This window comes from Porphyromonas sp. COT-108 OH1349 (assembly GCF_000768755.1).
Classification (GTDB): Bacteria; Bacteroidota; Bacteroidia; order Bacteroidales; family Porphyromonadaceae; genus Porphyromonas_A; species Porphyromonas_A canoris.
The window spans coordinates 52,839-71,508 of record NZ_JRAH01000019.1 but is presented as its reverse complement, the minus strand read 5'-3'; the positions used below and the strand labels follow the sequence as shown (position 1 = coordinate 71,508).

The 18,670-nt window shown below is 44.6% G+C and carries 16 protein-coding genes; 9 read left to right on the top strand and 7 right to left on the bottom strand.

All coding sequences use genetic code 11. The annotated features are described in order from the left end of the window. Positions 1–607: 607 nt before the first annotated feature. On the bottom strand, positions 608–1,570 hold the full coding sequence (locus JT26_RS04355) for an endonuclease/exonuclease/phosphatase family protein (RefSeq protein ID WP_036846758.1): 963 nt from the start codon (positions 1,568–1,570) through the stop codon (positions 608–610). A 145-nt stretch (positions 1,571–1,715) separates the two neighbouring features. On the opposite strand from JT26_RS04355, the gene rfbD reads away from it, so the two are divergent. From rfbD to JT26_RS04340, 3 genes are all read left to right on the top strand, one after another. Continuing rightward, positions 1,716–2,612 carry a dTDP-4-dehydrorhamnose reductase gene (gene rfbD, locus JT26_RS04350; protein WP_036847074.1) on the top strand — a complete coding sequence of 299 codons (897 nt, stop codon included), beginning with the start codon at positions 1,716–1,718 and terminating at the stop codon, positions 2,610–2,612. Between the two features lie 74 nt (positions 2,613–2,686). After that, a complete protein-coding gene (locus tag JT26_RS04345) occupies positions 2,687–4,267 on the top strand; it encodes a peptide chain release factor 3 (protein WP_036846755.1) in 1,581 nt (526 codons plus the stop codon). A gap of 96 nt (positions 4,268–4,363) precedes the next feature. Beyond that, positions 4,364–4,840, top strand: coding sequence for a Dps family protein (locus tag JT26_RS04340; RefSeq protein ID WP_036846751.1), 477 nt, complete (start codon positions 4,364–4,366; stop codon positions 4,838–4,840). Positions 4,841–4,999: 159 nt separating this feature from the next. Here JT26_RS04340 and murI read toward each other — a convergent pair whose 3' ends face one another. From murI to JT26_RS04310, 6 genes are all read right to left on the bottom strand, one after another. Beyond that, positions 5,000–5,854 (bottom strand): glutamate racemase, encoded by an 855-nt coding sequence (gene murI / locus JT26_RS04335; RefSeq protein WP_036846745.1) that lies wholly within the window; start codon positions 5,852–5,854, stop codon positions 5,000–5,002. A 7-nt stretch (positions 5,855–5,861) separates the two neighbouring features. Continuing rightward, positions 5,862–7,109, bottom strand: coding sequence for a nucleoside recognition domain-containing protein (locus JT26_RS04330; RefSeq protein WP_036846736.1), 1,248 nt, complete (start codon positions 7,107–7,109; stop codon positions 5,862–5,864). A 25-nt stretch (positions 7,110–7,134) separates the two neighbouring features. Continuing rightward, on the bottom strand, positions 7,135–7,962 hold the full coding sequence (locus tag JT26_RS04325) for a nitrilase-related carbon-nitrogen hydrolase (protein WP_036846733.1): 828 nt from the start codon (positions 7,960–7,962) through the stop codon (positions 7,135–7,137). Between the two features lie 36 nt (positions 7,963–7,998). Beyond that, the gene (locus JT26_RS04320) at positions 7,999–8,568 is read right to left on the bottom strand and encodes a 1-acyl-sn-glycerol-3-phosphate acyltransferase (protein WP_036846730.1); all 570 of its coding nucleotides are present in this window, start codon (positions 8,566–8,568) and stop codon (positions 7,999–8,001) included. Continuing rightward, complete coding sequence (locus JT26_RS04315) at positions 8,565–9,356, bottom strand: YjjG family noncanonical pyrimidine nucleotidase (RefSeq protein WP_052110351.1); 792 nt, start codon at positions 9,354–9,356, stop codon at positions 8,565–8,567. The genes JT26_RS04320 and JT26_RS04315 overlap by 4 nt, the downstream gene beginning before the upstream one ends. A 71-nt stretch (positions 9,357–9,427) precedes the next feature. After that, positions 9,428–11,041 carry a DUF4139 domain-containing protein gene (locus JT26_RS04310; protein WP_081966383.1) on the bottom strand — a complete coding sequence of 538 codons (1,614 nt, stop codon included), beginning with the start codon at positions 11,039–11,041 and terminating at the stop codon, positions 9,428–9,430. A 152-nt stretch (positions 11,042–11,193) separates the two neighbouring features. Here JT26_RS04310 and JT26_RS04305 point away from each other — a divergent pair, with 152 nt between their 5' ends. From JT26_RS04305 to JT26_RS10150, 6 genes are all read left to right on the top strand, one after another. Then, the gene (locus JT26_RS04305) at positions 11,194–13,704 is read left to right on the top strand and encodes an outer membrane beta-barrel family protein (protein WP_036846722.1); all 2,511 of its coding nucleotides are present in this window, start codon (positions 11,194–11,196) and stop codon (positions 13,702–13,704) included. Positions 13,705–13,740: 36 nt separating this feature from the next. Further along, a complete protein-coding gene (locus JT26_RS04300) occupies positions 13,741–14,373 on the top strand; it encodes a hypothetical protein (RefSeq protein WP_036846718.1) in 633 nt (210 codons plus the stop codon). 817 nt (positions 14,374–15,190) lie between these two features. Further along, positions 15,191–16,357, top strand: a complete 1,167-nt coding sequence (locus JT26_RS04295; protein WP_036846715.1) for a YgcG family protein — start codon at positions 15,191–15,193, stop codon at positions 16,355–16,357. A gap of 41 nt (positions 16,358–16,398) precedes the next feature. Beyond that, positions 16,399–16,821, top strand: a complete 423-nt coding sequence (locus tag JT26_RS04290; protein ID WP_036789679.1) for a 5-fold beta-flower protein — start codon at positions 16,399–16,401, stop codon at positions 16,819–16,821. A 43-nt stretch (positions 16,822–16,864) separates the two neighbouring features. Further along, entirely contained in the window at positions 16,865–17,875 is a 1,011-nt protein-coding gene (locus JT26_RS04285; protein WP_036846712.1) for a hypothetical protein, read from the top strand. 36 nt (positions 17,876–17,911) lie between these two features. Next, positions 17,912–18,658 carry a hypothetical protein gene (locus JT26_RS10150; RefSeq protein ID WP_152566988.1) on the top strand — a complete coding sequence of 249 codons (747 nt, stop codon included), beginning with the start codon at positions 17,912–17,914 and terminating at the stop codon, positions 18,656–18,658. The last annotated feature ends 12 nt before the right edge of the window (positions 18,659–18,670 follow it).

The following is an 18,670-nucleotide window of genomic DNA, read 5'->3' as shown; positions in this document are numbered from 1 at the left end:
TATATATTCCATCCCGAAAAATGCCCCCTTTTTTCTTGCTCTCTATTTTGATCGGAGGGGTCGTTTTCAGAGTACGACCGAATTGTTAAATTAGGGTTATTTTATTAACATAAATTCCGATACTTGTTCACCCAAAACGCTAAACGAGCATATTTTGTCGGCTTAACGTGTTTAATTTTTCAATGAACACGTTTAGTGAATTCATTAAACACGTTTACCGGATTCGATTAACGTGTTTAGAAAATTTGATTACTTGTTTGATTATTAGTGTTTTAGCTGTTTTCTCCTGTTTTTGCCCTCTTTGATCCAATTTTTGTTGTTAGAGAATATTTACGATTAGGAGTGTTGTTTTTAACTTTTATTGTGTGTGAAACGAGACCTAAATCCGACTGAAAGGAGAAAAGTTTGAAAGATGACGTTCTCTTTTATCTCTCTATCTATTAGCTTGTTGTGGTTTTTCAGAGTGTGTTGCGGGAGCAAAAACGATTGAAGAAGAGATTCTGTATTCGGGAAAATTCAGCTCTCGTTTTTATATAAAAGTACCACCCCATATACCTTTTTGAGAAGAGTGTGCCGGCTGGTATTTTTATATTTTTGTACCGAAGGCTTAGAGCTTAAATTCTGCCCACAACGGATAGTGATCCGAAATCATGAATGAGAGTTGCTGTTTGGAGAGTCCTCTATTGTTCAAAGCTGTTGGAACAAAGTCGTAACTACCGCCTCGGACAAACTCCAAAGAGAGTTTCGGCTCTCCATCTTTGCCGTTGAACCATGCGATCTGATCGTAGAATTTGGTTTTATCGAATATGGAACGGGTAACCTCCGGATTCTGCAAATCCTCCGGGACGTAGAGCCCCTCCGAAAGGAAAGTCTTGTTCAGCAGATCTCCACGAGCATCTATATTGAAGTCTCCTAAGACAATGAGGTTTTGGTGATAGGCATTAACGTCCTTTGCCCAACCGGAGAGCCATTGGGCTATCCCTTTCAGCTCTCCGAGTCTGTCCTTAGACTTTTTCCCGTAGATCACGTGCAGAGTGATGAGGATAAAGGTCTGATTCTTGGATCTGAAGCTTACGGCATAAGGGGTGCGTACGAACTGCTCCGTCATTACATTCTCCGAAACACCTTTTCGCCACTGATCCGGCACGACGAGTTCGCCCGCAAGCCCGGAAAGATTTACTCTTCTTGTGTCGAAGAGGTACGCCATCCGTTCTCCGTTGCCGGCATCGCCTTTATTGACATCCGTAAGGATCATGGACCAGTCGCTTCCTAAAACTTTCAGCGTATCCCTTAATGCCCGTATGTTGGCTTTGACCTCCTGCACGGCAACAACATCGAATCTTCTGATGATCTCTGCTATGCAGAGGGTGGAGTGCAGATCTCGTTTGGGGGAGTCGTCCTCTTTGCTTGCCCATTCTCGTGTCAGGTCGCCGAAACCACGAATGTTCCAGCTGGCAATAAGCAGGTTTTTGTCTAACTTTTTGGATGGAATCTTTTCATCCAGATCTCTCTTAAGTGTGTTGAGGTTCTCTTGTACCTCTTGAGGTGGGGTGTCTAATATTTTTGCCATAGTATTGAAGGTTTTTCCAAAGATAGTATTTTCTTGTTTGTTGTACAACTCTCTAATTATGAGTTTTTAATGAGATATTTTTGCGCTCAAAGATGTAGAAAGAATCACGAAAATATCCCTTTCTTTTTGTATTTTTGTGGCAGATATGAGCAGAATAAAGAAAAAGATGAGAGTGTGGCTTACCGGAGCCGCAGGTCAGTTGGGGAACGCTATCATGCGGAACTACTCTCCGAATGATGAGATAGAGTGGTTACCAACGACAAGAGACCAGATAGAACTGAGCGATAGAGCCAATGTCCAACGCTTCTTTGACCTCTATAAGCCGGATGTGATACTTAATGCCGCAGCTTTTACTTCGGTGGATGCCGCCGAGAATAACCCGGACGAATTGCGGAGAATCAACTATGAGGTACCCAAGTTCCTTGCCGAACTGTGTCATAATAAAGGGAAGATTTTGATGCACATCAGTACGGATCATGTCTTTGGCGGTGGAGAGCCGGTTTCTTCACCACTGAAAGAGGAAGATCCTGCCGCTCCCTGCAATGCTTATGGAAAGAGCAAGCATGAGGGAGAAGTTGCTGTGCAGGAGTCTTGTCCGCGTTCGTATGTCATTCGTACATCATGGCTTTATTCCGCTTATGGCAACAACTTTTACACCAAGATACGGCGAGTAGCCCTTAGTCAGGGTGAATTGCGTCTCGTTACGGATGAAGTCGGAAGCCCGACTTCTGCACTCAATCTTGCACACGTTATCATACGCATTCTTTTGCGCATCAAATCCAAAGAGGGAAAGATTCCGTTCGGTCTCTATCACTTTGCCGACAGAGGCGCTGTCTCTCGTTACGATTTTGCTCGTGCCATATTGGATTTGGATCCTAAAACAGCTTCTTTGTCCATGGAGAAGTGTCTGCAAAAAGATTATGACACGGTAGCTGTTCGTCCTCTATACAGTGTATTGGATACAAGTAAGATAGAGGCAATACTTCCGGACTCGGTACACGACTGGAAAAGCTCTTTGGAGCAGGTGTACAATCAGGAATAAGCTACAACCCAAGAGGCTCGGAGAACAAGGTTTTCGAGTAGCCTCATCTTTCCTTTTTGACGAATATTATACAGATGTCTTATATAGAAGAAATAAAACGTCGCAGGACGTTTGCGATAATCTCTCACCCCGACGCGGGGAAAACTACTCTGACCGAAAAGCTGCTCCTTTTCGGAGGCGCGATACATATAGCCGGCGCAGTAAAAAGCAATAAGATAAAGAAGAGCGCAACCAGTGACTGGATGGAGATAGAAAAACAAAGAGGTATCTCCGTAGCGACTTCTGTCATGGGTTTTGAGTATGAAGGGTATAAAGTGAATATCCTCGATACGCCCGGTCACCAGGATTTTGCCGAAGACACTTACCGTACACTTACTGCTGTGGATAGTGTAATCATCGTGGTGGACTCTGCCAAAGGGGTCGAGCAACAGACTCGCCGCCTGATGGAGGTGTGTCGTATGCGACATACTCCCGTGATGGTCTTTGTCAATAAGATGGACCGCGAAGGACGGGATCCGTTCGATTTGATGGATGAAATAGAGGACGAACTCGGTATTGCCGTCTCTCCTCAAACATGGCCAATAGATTCCGGAGAACGTTTCAAAGGAGTCTACAACCGATATGTGGGCGGATTGGATCTCTATAAACCGAGCAAACAGCAGGTGACGGAGTGTGTACACATAGATGATTTGCAGTCCGACGAACTGACCCAACACATTTCTGATGCACAGGCAGATAAGCTCCGGGATGATCTTGAGCTTCTTTCGGAAGTTTATCCTTCGCTTGATGAGGAGGCTTATCTTGCAGGACGGGTGGCTCCGGTATTCTTCGGTTCTGCTCTGAACAATTTCGGGGTGAAAGAGCTTCTCGACTGTTTTGTCCGCCTTGCGCCTTCGCCCCGACCTATTGATGCAATAGAGAGAATCGTAGATCCTTACGAGGAGGCATTGACCGGATTTATATTTAAGATTCATGCCAATATGGATCCGAATCATCGCAGTAGTATTGCGTTCTTGAAGATATGCTCCGGTCGCTTTGAGCGGAATAAACCATACGCCCATATGCGTTTTCTCGGAAAACAGTTTCGTTTTAGCAGTCCTACTGCCTTTATGGCGCAGAAGAAAGAGACTGTGGACGAAGCATTTGCAGGGGATATCATCGGTCTGCCCGATACGGGAAACTTCCAGATTGGAGACACTATCACGGAGGGAGAGATACTTCATTTCAAAGGTCTGCCCAGCTTCTCTCCGGAAATGTTTAAGTATCTTGAAAATGCGGATCCCATGCGCACTAAACAGCTACAGAAAGGAGTTGAGCAGCTTATGGGGGAAGGCGTTGCTCAGATCTTTACCAGTACGTTCAACGGTCGTAAGATTATCGGAACGGTAGGGCAACTCCAGTTCGAGGTAATAGAGTATAGACTTTTGCACGAATATCAGGCAAAGTGTCGCTGGGAGCCGGTAAGCCTTTACAAAGCATGCTGGATAGAGAGCGATGATCTTGCCATCCTTGAAAACTTTAAGAAGCGTAAGGCACAATATATGGCTGTCGACAGAGAGGGAAGAGACGTTTATCTTGCAGACTCTCCATACGTGCTTCAGATGGCAAGGCAGGATTTCCCGGATATTCGTTTCCACTTCACAAGCGAGTTTTAGATTTTGTCTATACTATTATAGACTGTATCTGTTGTATCTGCATGTATATATTTGTATCTTTGCACTATAAACATGATAACTAAATAATTACAAGATATGAAAACAACAAATTTTCTTCACTTGAATGAAGCCTATACTGTAAAGGCAGTAGAGAAGTTGAATCAGCTTGCTGCAAACTTCCACATTTACTACTCTAACCTTAGAGCATTTCACTGGCATGTAGAAGGCCGTTCTTTCTTTCTCCTTCACGAACAGCTTGAGAAAATGTACGATGAACTCGCAGAGAATATAGATGAGGTCGCAGAACGTATCCTCCAACTTGGTGGTACTCCTGTACGTTTGTACAAAGACATCGAATCGTTGGCTACGCTTAAGCAAGCTGTAAACGTAAGCAACGAAAACGATATTGTAGAGCAGGTGTTGGAATCTATCTCTCTATTCATAAAGATCGAAAGAGAAGGACTTGCTTTGGCTGCCGAAAATGGAGACGATACTACTGTAGGACTACTTTCAGAGTATCTTCAAGGACAAGAAAAATTGGTTTGGATGCTTACTGCTTACCTTAAGAAGTAAGAAAGAGAAGAGAGACACTCCAAACTCTTAAAGAATAAAAGTCTGCAAACTTTGTCTATCTGTAGAGATAGAGAGGTTTGCAGACTTTTTTATGTTCTGAACTGATCTTATCGAAAGAAAAACAGTGTGCGAAATAAGCAGTGGTATGGAAAAAACGGATCAGCAATCTCTGTCAAGAGTCATTCCGGCAATATTGACTGTCGTAGCAGAAATGGCTCTTCCGACAAACTGACGAGCTGCCTGCTCAAAGGCATGAGACTCTTCCGTTGTAAAGAAAAGGTGTTGCCCTCCTTTGGAGAGTAGTTGCTCCATTTCGGGATGGCGTTCAAGATAGAATTTAAGAGAGTTCACTATAATCTCTCCCTGTGGCAGAATAGTGATATGAGAAGGAACAATCTTCGAGATCATCTCTTTGATAAGCGGATAGTGAGTACATGCCAGTAGAATGGTATCTATTTCCACATCTTTACTCAAAAGCTCTTCAAGATAGGTCTTGACAAAGAAACGTGTCCCTTCAGAATGGCATTCGCCACTCTCTATAAGGGGGACGAGCATCGGACATGCTTGTTGTATGATAGTGAGATCCGGGGCATACTCTTCTCCTTCACGAAGATAGGTTTCGGAAGCTACCGTGCCTGAGGTTGCCAAAAGACCGATATGTTTCGTCCGGCTGAAAGGTGCAAGCGATTCTATTGTAGGTCTTATGACTCCAAGTACACGGTATCCCTCTTCTGCCCAAGGCTGAAAAGAGGTCTGCTGTATCTGCCTCAATGCTCGGGCGGATGCTGTATTACAAGCTAAGATAATGAGCCTGCACTTCTTTTCTTTAAGGAGAAAGGCTACGCCTTCAGAGGTAAACTTATAGATGGTTTCGAAGGATCTTGGACCGTATGGTGCTCTCGCATTGTCTCCCAGATAGACAAAGTCGTATTGAGGAAAAGCCTTTTCTAAAGCCTTTAATATCGTCAAGCCTCCATATCCGGAGTCGAATATACCTATCGGAAACCTGTTCATATCTCTTTTAAGGAGCAAAGAAAAAGTAGGCGCACAGTACTGAGACAATCATGCCGACAAGGTCGGACAACAGACAGATGCCAAGAGTGTAGCGCGTGTTACGTATTGCAACGCTGCCGGCATAGAGTGCAATGATATAAAAAGTAGTGTCGGATGCTCCCTGACACATGCAAGCAAGTCTTCCGACAAAGGAGTCTGCGCCATAATTTTGCATGGCATCTATCATCAGTCCACGTGCTCCGCTTCCGCTCAGAGGCTTCATCAGCATGGTTGGAAGTGCTCCAACCCAATCGCTTGGTAAGCCGAAGAAGCGAAAAGAAGCCTCTATACCGGAAACAATATAATCCATCCCTCCCGAAGCTCTAAAGACTGCCACTCCGACAAGAATGGCTACAAGATATGGAACAATATTGATCGCTGTCTTGAATCCTTCCTTTGCACCTTCTATGAAAACGGAAAAGACATCCAGCTTTTTCCATAATCCATATACGAGAAATATTACAACGACAGATAAGATAATACCATTGGCGATGAGAGCAGATATTTTTTGAAGAGACTCTCCACTTACTTCTCCATCACCGCCCCAAGGAATAAAATTGAGTACAATGGCGAACAGCAGTATCAATAAGGGTATCAGAAACGCTCGTTGAAAGAGGGAAATCTTCTGTTTGTAAGCTACGGCGCATATAGCAAACAGGGTGCTGGCTGCTGTGGCAATGAATATCGGGATAAAGACATCCGTCGGCACAGCGGCTCCCATGGTTGTCCTGTACATCAGGATCGAGATCGGAATAAGTGTAAGACCGGATGCGTTGATGCAGAGAAACATAATCATGGCATCCGAGATGCGATCCGGTGTAGTGCTGTTCTCTTTTTGCAGATGCTTCATTGTCTCCAATCCGAGAGGAGTAGCAGCATTATCTATTCCCAAAAGATTGGCAGAGAAATTCAGCATTATGGTTCCCAGGGCAGGATGATCTTTGGGTAGAGAGGGGAACAACACTCTAAAGAAAGGATATGTTCCTTTTGCCAAAGCAGAGACCATCCCGCTCTTTTCCCCTACTTTAAGGAGTCCCATCCAGAGTGTAAGTATTCCGGACAGACCGAGAGCAAGTTCAAAAGCTGTGGTAGCACTGCTAAAAAGAGCCTTAGATACCTCATTCAAGGTCTCTATATCGCCCGTAAATATCAGCTTGACAAGGCAGACAATCAGAGCAAGGACGAAAAAACCGATCCAAATATAGTTCAGAATCATTCTCTATATTGCCTTACGGATTAACTCAGAAGTGTAGTGTAAACTCGTCGGCATCTTCCAGAGCAGGAAATTTCTTGCGTAGATCGCTTACCTGTCTCTTGTCTATACGTCCTAATAGTATGCCTATCTCTCCTTTGTTCAGTTTCTTCACCAACGAAAGTTTAGGGTCTATTATCCGGCTATCCCCGCTATACACCTGTCGGTAGCTGTCTACGCCCACACGATTACAAGCCAAAACATAGCAGAGATTCTCAGATGCTCTTGCTCTTAGAAGAGCTTTCCAAGGAGAACGACGCGCTTGAGGCCAGCTTGCCACACAGACTATTGCATCATAATCATGCTTTTTGGTCCATCGACACCATACCGGAAAGCGAAGATCATAACAGATAATCGGGAATAGCTTCCACCCTTTATACTCTACCAACAAGCGTTCAGAGCCGGAAGAAAAGTGTTTGGCTTCTCCTCCCGGGCCGAAAAGGTGCATCTTGTCATAGTATAGAGTCTCTCCGTTGGGATATACCCACACCCCTCTATTCGTACGGACATCATTCTCTATATGTATCATGGAGCCGAAGATAGCGGTGTTGTAGTGTTGGGCTTTTTGCTTCATCCACTCCAGACTTTCGTAAAACCATTCGGACTCGATCTTTTCATCTCCGGTTACATACCCGGTATTCCACATTTCCGGCAGTACGATAAGGTCGATGGGATCATCCTCTATCGGTTCGAGATCTTTGAGTAGAATATCTATGACGTGGGCATTTTCTGCCGGGTTAAGATGTTCCAAAGACATCTGTATAATGGCTACATTGAGTTCTTCTTGTGGTTCCCCTTTATATGTGATAGGTTTCATAAAAGTTTCCGATGTTATCTGTTTGAATGAGTGCATTTAATATTCCGAAAAATATTCCGGAACACGAGCCATATTTTTATTGTAGCGAGAGTGGATATAGGCAATATCCTGTTCGGCATTACCTGTCGGATTGAATATCTCAAATATCCCCACCTCTTTCTGTGCGTAGTCTATTTTGGCAAGCTCTATGGGGACACCTGCTTTCAGTGCCATGTAGTAAAATCCGGTTTTCCACTTTGCCACTTTCGAGCGAGTACCTTCCGGTGTTACTCCCAAGTGAAATCGCTCTGCTTTGCATATGGTTTCTGCCACCTGATCTACCAGTGACATTTTATGTTTTCTGTCTATTGGAATACCGCCCATTGCACGGAAAATATGTCCTAAAGGAAATACAAACCACTCTTTTTTCATCATAAAGTGGCTTCCAACACCGGTAAAATTATGGTAGAGTTTACCAATGATAAAATCAATATTGCTGGTATGCGGGGCTACACAGATCACGCTTTTTAGAGGACGTGATTCGGGCACAAGAGCTTTCCATCCCAGCCACTTCAAGAGTGTTTGTGCTATTCGCTGTTTTAGTGTCTTTCTTTTCTTTTGGGTCATATATTCTGTATTCCTGATTTCATTTTGCTCTTACCGGGAAACCGTACCGAAGTCCGGTGTACCAGTAAACGCATATTGATTGCTTTGATAGCCGGGAGAGCTTCTTGCAGCGATGTTATCTCCGTTACATCTTTCTCTTTCGTAGAAGAGGGGGTGTCGTCGTGCCTGAGCCAGATCGGATGAATGCCGATGCGTAAAGCTCCTTCGATGTCAGTCTCCCAAGCATCTCCTATCATAACTACCTCGTCAGGCTTGCAACCTACCAACGAAAGTGCTTTTGCAAAGATCTGCTTAAAGGGTTTACTCACTCCTACATCTTCAGAAAGTACTACATGATCCACGTAAGGGGTAAGTCCGGCTTTTGCAAGCTTATTGTGTTGAACTTCTATAAATCCATTGCTTACTATCACAACGGGATAGCTGTGATGAAGTTCTTTCATCACCTCCACAGCATGAGGTATAAGTGCTTCTTTGTTATTTGCAATAGCAAAGTACTCATTATGGATCTCCATATAGGTTTCATCGCTATACTCGTACAGCGGAGAAAGGACATAACGAAGGCGATCTATTTTCAACACATCTTTGCTAATCTCTTTCCGTGCATACCTCCCCCATAGCAAATCGTTATAAGGGAGATAAACCTCGTAGAATTTCTCGAATGAGGGATACAAATCTCCGGGTTTACCACCCCAACCATACTTATGAAAAAGCTCCTCTAAAGCCTCTCTATTGTTTTGCTTTGTTGCCCAAAGAGTGTCGTCTAAATCTATGAAAACTGCTTTTATCATAACTGCAAAGATATGAAAAGACGGACAAACTCTCCGATTTGTCCGCTTTCCATACCTTATATAATAGGGGATCAGAATCCTGAAAGATTCATATCCTTAGGGTATCTTACTTTGAAGCTCACCCGAAGTTTCTTCGTAGAGTTACCGGATAGATTCAGTTTCCATGTCAATATTCCTGCTTCTGCATCCAGTTCGGCTCCGCTTTGTTCAAGGAGTTCTACCTTGATATTATTCGCCGTGCTTACCGGTATTCTGTCTTTCACTTCTATTTCTGCACTCTCTCGTTTATTATTTACGACAGAGATTTCATACGTGAGAGTCTCCTCTTTTTCGGATGAGAAGAATTTTGTACCGCTCTTATCCGAAATCTGTTTACGGGAAACGCTTAGGCGAGTATCCTCTCCAAGGGTCAGGTCTAATCCGTTTTCAAACTTCGCCGGATCTATATAAGTCTCGCTTACCTGCATACCTTGCATGATCACTGTTGCCGGAGCCACGACCAGTCCACTCTTACCCAAATCTTTGATATGAGCCATAAGGAAAGCCCGGCTATCACCTTCAGGATAAGCGAAGTAGCGGTAGGAGGCTTTGATGCGCTCGCTGTTTAGAACTATCAGATGGTCTCTGTTGTTACTGTAAATATCATAAGGCGTACTTACGACAAAGCTCTGATTCATCATATTGGACACAGACTGCGCTCCCACATCATACTCCGCATAGGAGATCTCTTCGGCAACAGCATTGTATGCTATCGTTCGAGCAGACTTTTCCATAGATTCCAGCCTCATGTGATTCGGATTTTCCAGGCGGATAAACCATGGGTGTACGGATGGTGCATTCACACGCTTTGTCGGTCTTGCGTCTACAAGTGTCAGGTTTACGCCTTTCCAGTTGATACCGCTGCCTTGTCTCACATTTGCTCTAAGCGACATCTCCACCGGTTCTTTCTCGGATGCAACACGCAGCATATACGATGGACTCCAAGAAGCAGAGCGAGTCAGGTACTCGATATTCAGCTTCACGTTCTGAGCCACATTGCTTGAGACGCGCACCACTATGGCACTTTTGCTGCTATTGCTCTTGTTCTCTTCATCGTCTTCTTGGGTATTGCCTTTAAGGGTACTCAACTCTGCTTTCAGTGCAGCTATCTCTTTCTCCAACTTTTTCACCTCAAGGCTCAGTTGGATACGCTGTGAGGTGTAGAAAGAGAGGAGCTCGCGAAACTGTGCGACATTCGTTGCTCCTTTGTTACCAACAAACTCATTTCCGTCCATCATCTCTATTGCCTTGCTCTTTGTCTCTTTTTCGATGATGGCTTTTTCAAGTTTCTGTTCCAGTGTTGCCACTTTTTCGGCAAAAACTTTCCCTTCCGGTGTATTGACGTCAATGTTAGAAGGCCATTTGTATTCTGAAACAAACTCCGATGATAACACCATCAATCCCGAAGCATTGGTCAATACTCTTAAGGTGGAGATGTCCATCACATTGGATACTTGCCCTATTACTATTTCAGACGCTCCTTTAGGGACGGAAGTGGAGACATGGTGCTTCATCTCGGCACCTGTTCTATATACTTTGGCTTGTTGCAGTTGGGCTGCGGTGTAGATAGGGCTCTGTGCAAACAGACTTGCCACACCCGATAGAAGCAGAACGGATACTGCTATAATGCTTTTGTATTTCATCATATCTCAAAGTTATCAAAAGGTTAGACATTCATGTAGTAGTAACAAAGTTAATCATTTGAACAAGATACTCACCATTTATACTTTATATCCATCTATTTTTAAGAAAAATACTACCTTTGAACTCTACGTGATACAGACAAAAAATCTTTGACATGAAAAAGCAAATCATCACCATACTAACGCTGTTTGTTCTGCTTTCTACCTCCATATCGGCGCAGAATAAGACCTCCTTATCTCGAATTTCGGGCACGGTCATGGACAGCCGGAATGCCCCTATCCCTTACGCGGAAGTATTTGTAGGAGAAGTCAGAGACGGCGAAGAGAAGATCCTGCAACGCACACATACGGATCTTTCTGCGCGTTTCTCGCTCTCGATGGCTCCGGGAAACTATTTTTTCGGCGTCAGTCATTTGGGCTATAAACTCTATGTCTCCAAGATAACTCTGCTTCCGAACCAAGATCTGGATATGGGGAAGATTACCCTTCAAGAAGATCCCACAGAGCTGCAAACCGTTGTGGTACAAGGCAGATCCATGACCGTAAAGAGTACTCAAACCGGATTCAAGGTTGATGTAACGAAGATACGGGAGGAGAGAAACAATGCTCTGGATCTGCTGGCAGGGCTTCCCAATATATTTGTGCGTGGAGAGGAGCTGTTCATTCCCGGAAAGAAGCAGATTATACTCAAGATCGGCAATGTCGTTCAGCGTGCAACTCCGGAGAGCCTGCCCCGTATATTGAAAGGCTACGATGCCCGACTCATAAAAAGTGTGGAGGTTCTTATGCAACCCCCTTTGAAGTATGACAAGGACGGCAACACGGCTATGATTATTCTATCCATGGAGTCAGAGTTTCTGAACTATGTCGGCGGAGTGGTCGGAACGGAGATTATGACCGGAGAGATGCAGAACTCTCGTTATGGAGGATATGCTTCTGCTTTTCTCAATCTGGGTAGATTTTCTTTCGCCGTGAGTCCTTACTCCAACCGGAACGAGACCGAATTTTTTGAGAATGCGGTCTATTATCATCCCAAGTCCTTACACAGTATCAACAATCCAAGTACCGGAGAGAGACGCAATGCGGGTCTCAATCTGAACTTACAGTACGATTACAGCAGCTTGGGCAACATAGGTCTTCATGCCGAGCTTAAACGCACCGGAGTGGAAAATATTTTCGAGAGTACCGAACTTTTCCGTAGCAGAGAAACCCTCCATACAGACTCCACTCTCAACAACCATAACATTTACAGAGATACTGTGCCGAAGTATGCTATAGCCGCCTATTGGGAACACACTCTGTCTCCAAAAGGAGCAAAGATCTGGGCAGATCTTTCCTATTACAGCTATACCGAAAGCAGAGAAACGGATTTCGGAAGCAAAATATCCTACACACCTGCTTCACCCGACCCCGGAAATCCCTCTTTTATAAGCAGAGTGCAGTCGCCCTACTTCGGTTACAGAGACTTGGACAGGGTCAAAACATCCGGAATTGCCTCCAACATAGACCTCTCCATACCGCTTCTCCCGGACAACAAGTGGGTATTGGATGCCGGTTTTGGTGCGCAGATCTCCACAACCGACAACCGCAGATCTCATGCCCATGCCTATTGGAAGCCTGCGAACAACCCATTAGCACCCTACTATCCTTATGCCGATCTGGACAAGTCTGACGCAGAAGAGCAGAGGCAGAAAGCTCTTTTTTCAGTCGTGGAGCGCATCTACTCTCCCTACTTTAGCACCACGTTTGCCGTGAGCGATGAGGTTCTCTTGCGTCTTGGAGCCAAACTTCCCTACACCTCTACGGCAACGTCTCTCGATAATGCTGGCTACAAAGAGGGAAAAGGACGGATGCACCTCCTCCCCTCTGCATATATCGTCTATACACCATCCCGGAGACACAAGTTTTACTACACGCTCAACTCCGATATACAACGTCCGCAGTTTGACAATCTGAACCCGTTCGAGTGGAAGACTACTACGTTCTCCGTCCTCTTTGGCAATCCCGATCTTAAACCGCAAACCGCTTATCGGATGGACTTGGGCTATACATTCAGAGGTGTGCTCTCTCTTGCCGCGCAGGCTCAATGGGAACGAGATATCATTGCATCCGTTACCCGTATAAAGGATGGTGTGATCTATAAAACTCCGATGAATGCCCAGCAGAGTCGCTTCTTGGCTCTAAAAGGCTCTTACTACTTCGATAAACTTTCGTGGATGACCGCATCTTTGGATGCCTATTATGGTCGCACGCTCTACACAAGCCATCTGCCCGAACTCCAAAAGAGCAAACAGAGCGTAAAGTGGGGTGTGGATGGATACCTCAACTTCGTCTTCAACAAATCGAGAACCTTTACGGGATTTCTTTCCGGCTCTTATATGGGCAAGAGATCCACCGTGATAGCGGATATTGATCCGGAATATGAGTTGAGCTGCGGAGTTACGGCATTCTTTTTCAACAGAGCTTTGTCTGTCTCCATTGCCGGTCTCGAACTGCTCAATTCGAGTTACAGCGGTACTGCTTATGTGGGAGACACAAAGTTTGAGTTTGATAACAACTACTCTTTTCCCACGCTCTACCTTTCTGTTTCTTACAAGTTCGGAAAAGCCAAAGAGAGCTCTCCCGGAAGAAAGCTCAGCCATAAGGCAGTGGAACAACGTTTTTAGATACGGGGCAGATATTTTTACTACTTTTGCCGGAGCATGAAACCGTTCGGATACCATACGATTTATGCCATAGATGCTCTGCGTCGATTCAGATACAGAGCCGGGCATGGCGTACACTCTCCCTTGGCATTTACTCTTGTCGGCAGTGTCTCGTCCTGCTCCATACCCTTTTATGCTTTTGATGAGATAGTGGAGAGTCTGCCGGAAGATACGCCTGAGAGAGAGGTGCGAGTAGGGCAGTTTCTGTTTCGTCTTCTGGCTCATGCTCCGAAAGGAGAGGTTTTTTACCTCACGGACAATGCCTCCACCGGAATGCCTCTATGGGGAAAGCGTGCAGCCCCCGACAGCATACACACTGAAGTGAAGCGTCCCGAAGAGATAGCACCGACCGCTTCTCCGCTGCTGGTTTATGCGCCCACCCCCTCTCTTGCTGCGGATCTTCTTGAGACCAACGAGGGATTGCTGCACAGAAGTGAAGCGTCTATTCATCGTCCCATGCTCCTTATCGACGGCATCCGTCGTAACAAAGAGGAGTATCGGATATGGAGAGAGTGTCTCAGGAAGCGGGTCTCTCACTGCATTGTCCTGGATCTCTACCATTGCGCATTGGTCATTGGCGGACACCGAGCGGAAACACAGCTTTTTCGAGGCTATCTGAATCTGACCTGAAACCGGATTTTCTCCCTGTCTAAATATAGAAAACTCTCTTTTGAGAGCCTCTGTTTTGGAGCTCTTGAAAGGGAGTTTTTATATAAAAACAGAGCATCGGTCGGAGGGCGAAAAAGCTCTTTTTGGATCGCTTTTTCTACTCCGGATTTTTGCTTGACCCTTGCAATCTTTTTGTAATCAGACTCTTATGGGAAATCGCGAATTTGGAAAAATTTTTTTCTCAGTCCATTTCATGGGGCTTTTTCGCGTTAATTGGTGTGAATTTTAACGCCTGTCTCTGTAAACGTTTCTTAATAAAGAAATCTGCCTTTTTAGGTGCATTTTGGGGTGGAGATATGTATGTGATTGATTATTAGCGTTTTAATGGTTTTGGCTAAATGCTTTAATCGAATCCGGTAAACGTATTAAATGAAATCGGTAAACGTGTTCGTTGAAAAATTAAACACGTTAAGCCGAAACAATATGCTCGTTTACTGTTTTGGATGAACAGGTATCGGAATTTGTGTTAATAAAACAGCCCGAATTTAACAATTCTCTCGTGCTCTGAAAACTACCCCTCCGATCAAAATAGAGAACAAGAAAAAAGGGAGCATTTTTCGGGGCGGAATGTATAAAAATCTCTTTTGAAAAGAGGCGCGGTATGGGGAGAAAAAGGGGATAAAAAGAGTAAAAGAGAAGAGCAGTAAAAGTATCTCATATCTTAAAAAAAATCAATTTCTTCGGCAAATGTGGCAGAGATAAATGCAATTTCTTGTATGTTTGCACTGTGAAACCTTTCCACAGCTTAGAACCTGTAGCGCATCACATCGACAGAATAATGAGAAAACATATCTTAATTACCTTACTTTTAGCTGCTTCTCTCTTCTCTTTTTCCTTATACGGACAGGAAGTTTACGATGTGGAAGATGTCCCCAATGTTCATCTTCAAGATAAAGATCAGTATGTCAGCGATCCGTTGGAGACGATGTCCTCATCTATGAGAGAGCGCCTCAATGCTGCCATTGCAAAAGTAATGAAGGAAAGAGACGTTGAGATAGCTGTCGTGGTGATACCGCGGATAGATACTTCAAAGTATCCGTCCGAAAGAGATTTTGCAAACAAGCTGTTCAATACCTGGAAGATTGGGAACAAAGAGACCGATAGAGGATTGCTGATGGTTTATATCACCGATAAAAGCCAGAGGAGTATCACCTTCGAGGTGGGGTACGGATTGGAAGCCGACCTCCCGGACGGACTCTGTTATCTCATTCAGCAAGAGGCTATGATCCCTCTACTGAAAGAGGGTAACACAGCCGAAGGGCTTATTGCCGGTGTGGAAGAGGTGGATAAGGTCTTTGGCGGGGAGTCATCCCTGAAAAAAGAGTACGAGGAGTCTGCCGGGGATGACTGGATCGGAGAGGTTATGATGTGGGCTTTTATTGTCATTTTACTGCTTGTCGGAGGGGTTCTTCTTTATGGTATGAGCATCGAATTGGTACTTCGAGAGATGAAAAAATCTGTTCACGATCCTTACCTTACGATGGTCAAGCTCAGAGAGTCGCCATTTTACTTCTCCACAATAGTTTGGAGCATTATTTTGTGTTGTTCTATTCCGGCTCTGATTGTAATGGTGGTATGGTTTTGGGTCATTAAGATCCGCTTCCGAAGAGCTTTTGTCTGTGAGGCTTGCGGAAAAGCAGGAACAACCAAGTATGTGGGCAATTCCGTCCCGAAAGAACCCTCTGCTGCCTCTTCGGGAATAAAGATACACGAGTTCAGGTGTACCGCTTGCGGACACAATCATATAGAGCAAACCGCCATCAGACTCTCGGATAAAAAACTCTTTGGAGGAGGGTATCGGGACGGAGTGGTGGATTACCGCAGGCAGATTTCTGCTGTTAGAAGCTCTTATAGAGATGGTTGGAGCGGAGGCGGAAGCTCAAGCAGTGGAGGCTCTTGGGGGGGCGGCAGCTCCGGAGGAGGCGGTTCTTCGAGCAGGTTTTAAGCCGGGACATAAAATATTAACTTCTAAAATCATAATGAAAAATGAGACATTCAATTTACATCTTTATTGTTGGCATACTGCTCTGTTTGGCTATGCCTCTGTGTGCTAATGGTCAGATCCTTCGCGGAAACAGCAATGAGCAGATCGGAAGTATCAGCTCAAGCGGAGAGATAAGAAGTAAAAACGGAGCCTATGCAGGGAAGATTGCTTCCGACGGGAATATCTATGATCGTAGCAATAAGCAGATCGGCAAGATAGGGTCTGACGGTACAGTGAGAGATCGCAGTGGCTCCAATATAGGGAGGATCAACTCTGACGGAACAGTGAGAGACTCCGGAAACAGATATTTAGGCAAGATAGAGTCGGATGGTACTGTACGCAACAGTAGCAACTCCAGCATTGGTCGTGCATCGGGAGTGAAGAAAGAGTGGGCTGCGGTCGCTTTCTTCTTTTTCTCGTTCTAAGGAGACCATATTAGTGTAGCACAGAAGTAAAACGGAAACAGATATGCTAAAGAGATACATTGGCTTGGCTATCGTATTTTTATTGATAGCATCCTGCGGTAAAACCAATAAGAGTCATGAATCCGAGCAAACGACTCAAGAAGAGGTCGTGAAGGAGGATTCTATTCAAGTCTATACGGAGGAAGATCATACTCCTACCAATGAATACATGGTAACCATGGCGGTTGGGAGCGATGACGGAAAGCAGTTCATTGCACAGAATAACGGTAAAGGTTCTTCGTTCTTTAAGCATTTTACCCACTCGATATATGAGGGTAAAACTTATCCGATACGCTTCGTCAAAATGAAACGGCAGCATCCGGGAGATAACGGAAGGGAAACGACCCAGAACTTCTACTATATGAGTGGAGCTTTGTTCGAGACTACAAAAAACTTCATAAAGGTAGATGAGTACGAGTGGGTCTATGCTCTGCTTTGTAATGATGCTTTTATGAGAGACTTTGAGCTGGTTAATGTGAAAACAGAAGAGCGAGAAGGATCTTCTTCATTGGCTGAAGTGCGGGAAGATTTGACTTCTGCCGAAAGAAAGGTAAAGAACGTATTTGAAGAAGAGTACGAACGCCGCATCAAAGGAATCTCCTGCTATCAATCCATTCGGGAGAAAGGAATTTACTTTTATGCGATGCAGTTTGAAGTGGAAATGGGACAAGCACTCGGCGTCATTGCAATAGAGACCCCCGATGGCTTCGCTGTCTTGGAAGAACACAGATCTTACGATGAAGTCTCTACTTGGCGTGTGGATGATGAAGGATGCTACTATCCTAAATATGTAGTAGAATGTTTTTTGAAAAAAAGTGATAACACCCTTGTCTTTCTTCTGAAGGATGGTGGCGCTGAGGGTATAAACTTTGATATGTGGACCATAGAAGGAGATGAAATTGTCCCATACGTTTTGAATAAAAAAGCCGTAGATCCGAACCGCTCAAAAGCCAATGAGGATGAGGAGGAGCAGGAAAATAGAGCTTCTTGGAGCTTTTATACTGCTCCATTATAACCACTAAAAGTTTTTAACAATAAAAATATTATGCTTATGACAACTCTTTTTTTATCCATAGCCTTAGTGCTTCTAAATCCTTTTGTACAGGATAACAACAATGGGGAAAACTCTTCCAATGCGGAACGTAATGCCCGAAAGGCGCAGACAGAACGAGTAGTATCTGACATAAAAGTCTCGATGGAGGGGACAATAGACCATAATACCTACACGGAAGGACAACGTGCATCTGTTACTTTCAGCAGATTTCCTCGAACAGTGGAGGAGTTTCAAAAGGTTAGAGAGGTGCTCGCAGTAGAACCTCATGGTGCCGTTGCTCTCCAGATCATGGCATACGAAATGTACCGGAGAAACCCGGAAACAGGATTGGAGTGCATACGTTTGAACAACACACTATCCAACTCAGGGAAAAACAGTAGTGCCGTAAGGCAGTTGGACCAAATCTTTAGCAAGGACAACTCTTCACGTCCTTATCAGATGGCAGCCTACCTAAAGGGCGCAACACACGAGAATGGGTACAATCCCACAGAGCCTTATACCGTAGAAGTAACAGTAGACAAAGGACGCCGATACGGTTATTCCAACGACTATCAAACCACTGTTCTCTATCTTTATGTGCTTACAAAAGGTAAGAGCAGTCCGGATGTCCTCTATGTTCTTAAAACCAAGAAACCCGATGAGACGAGCGAACGCGGAAAGTATTTCATCGTAAACAATTCGCCCGGACTCTATTCTCGTGTTCGTGAGATCTCTTTTGATGCAACATTTAACGGACTGAAGTAGTAAAAGATGCTT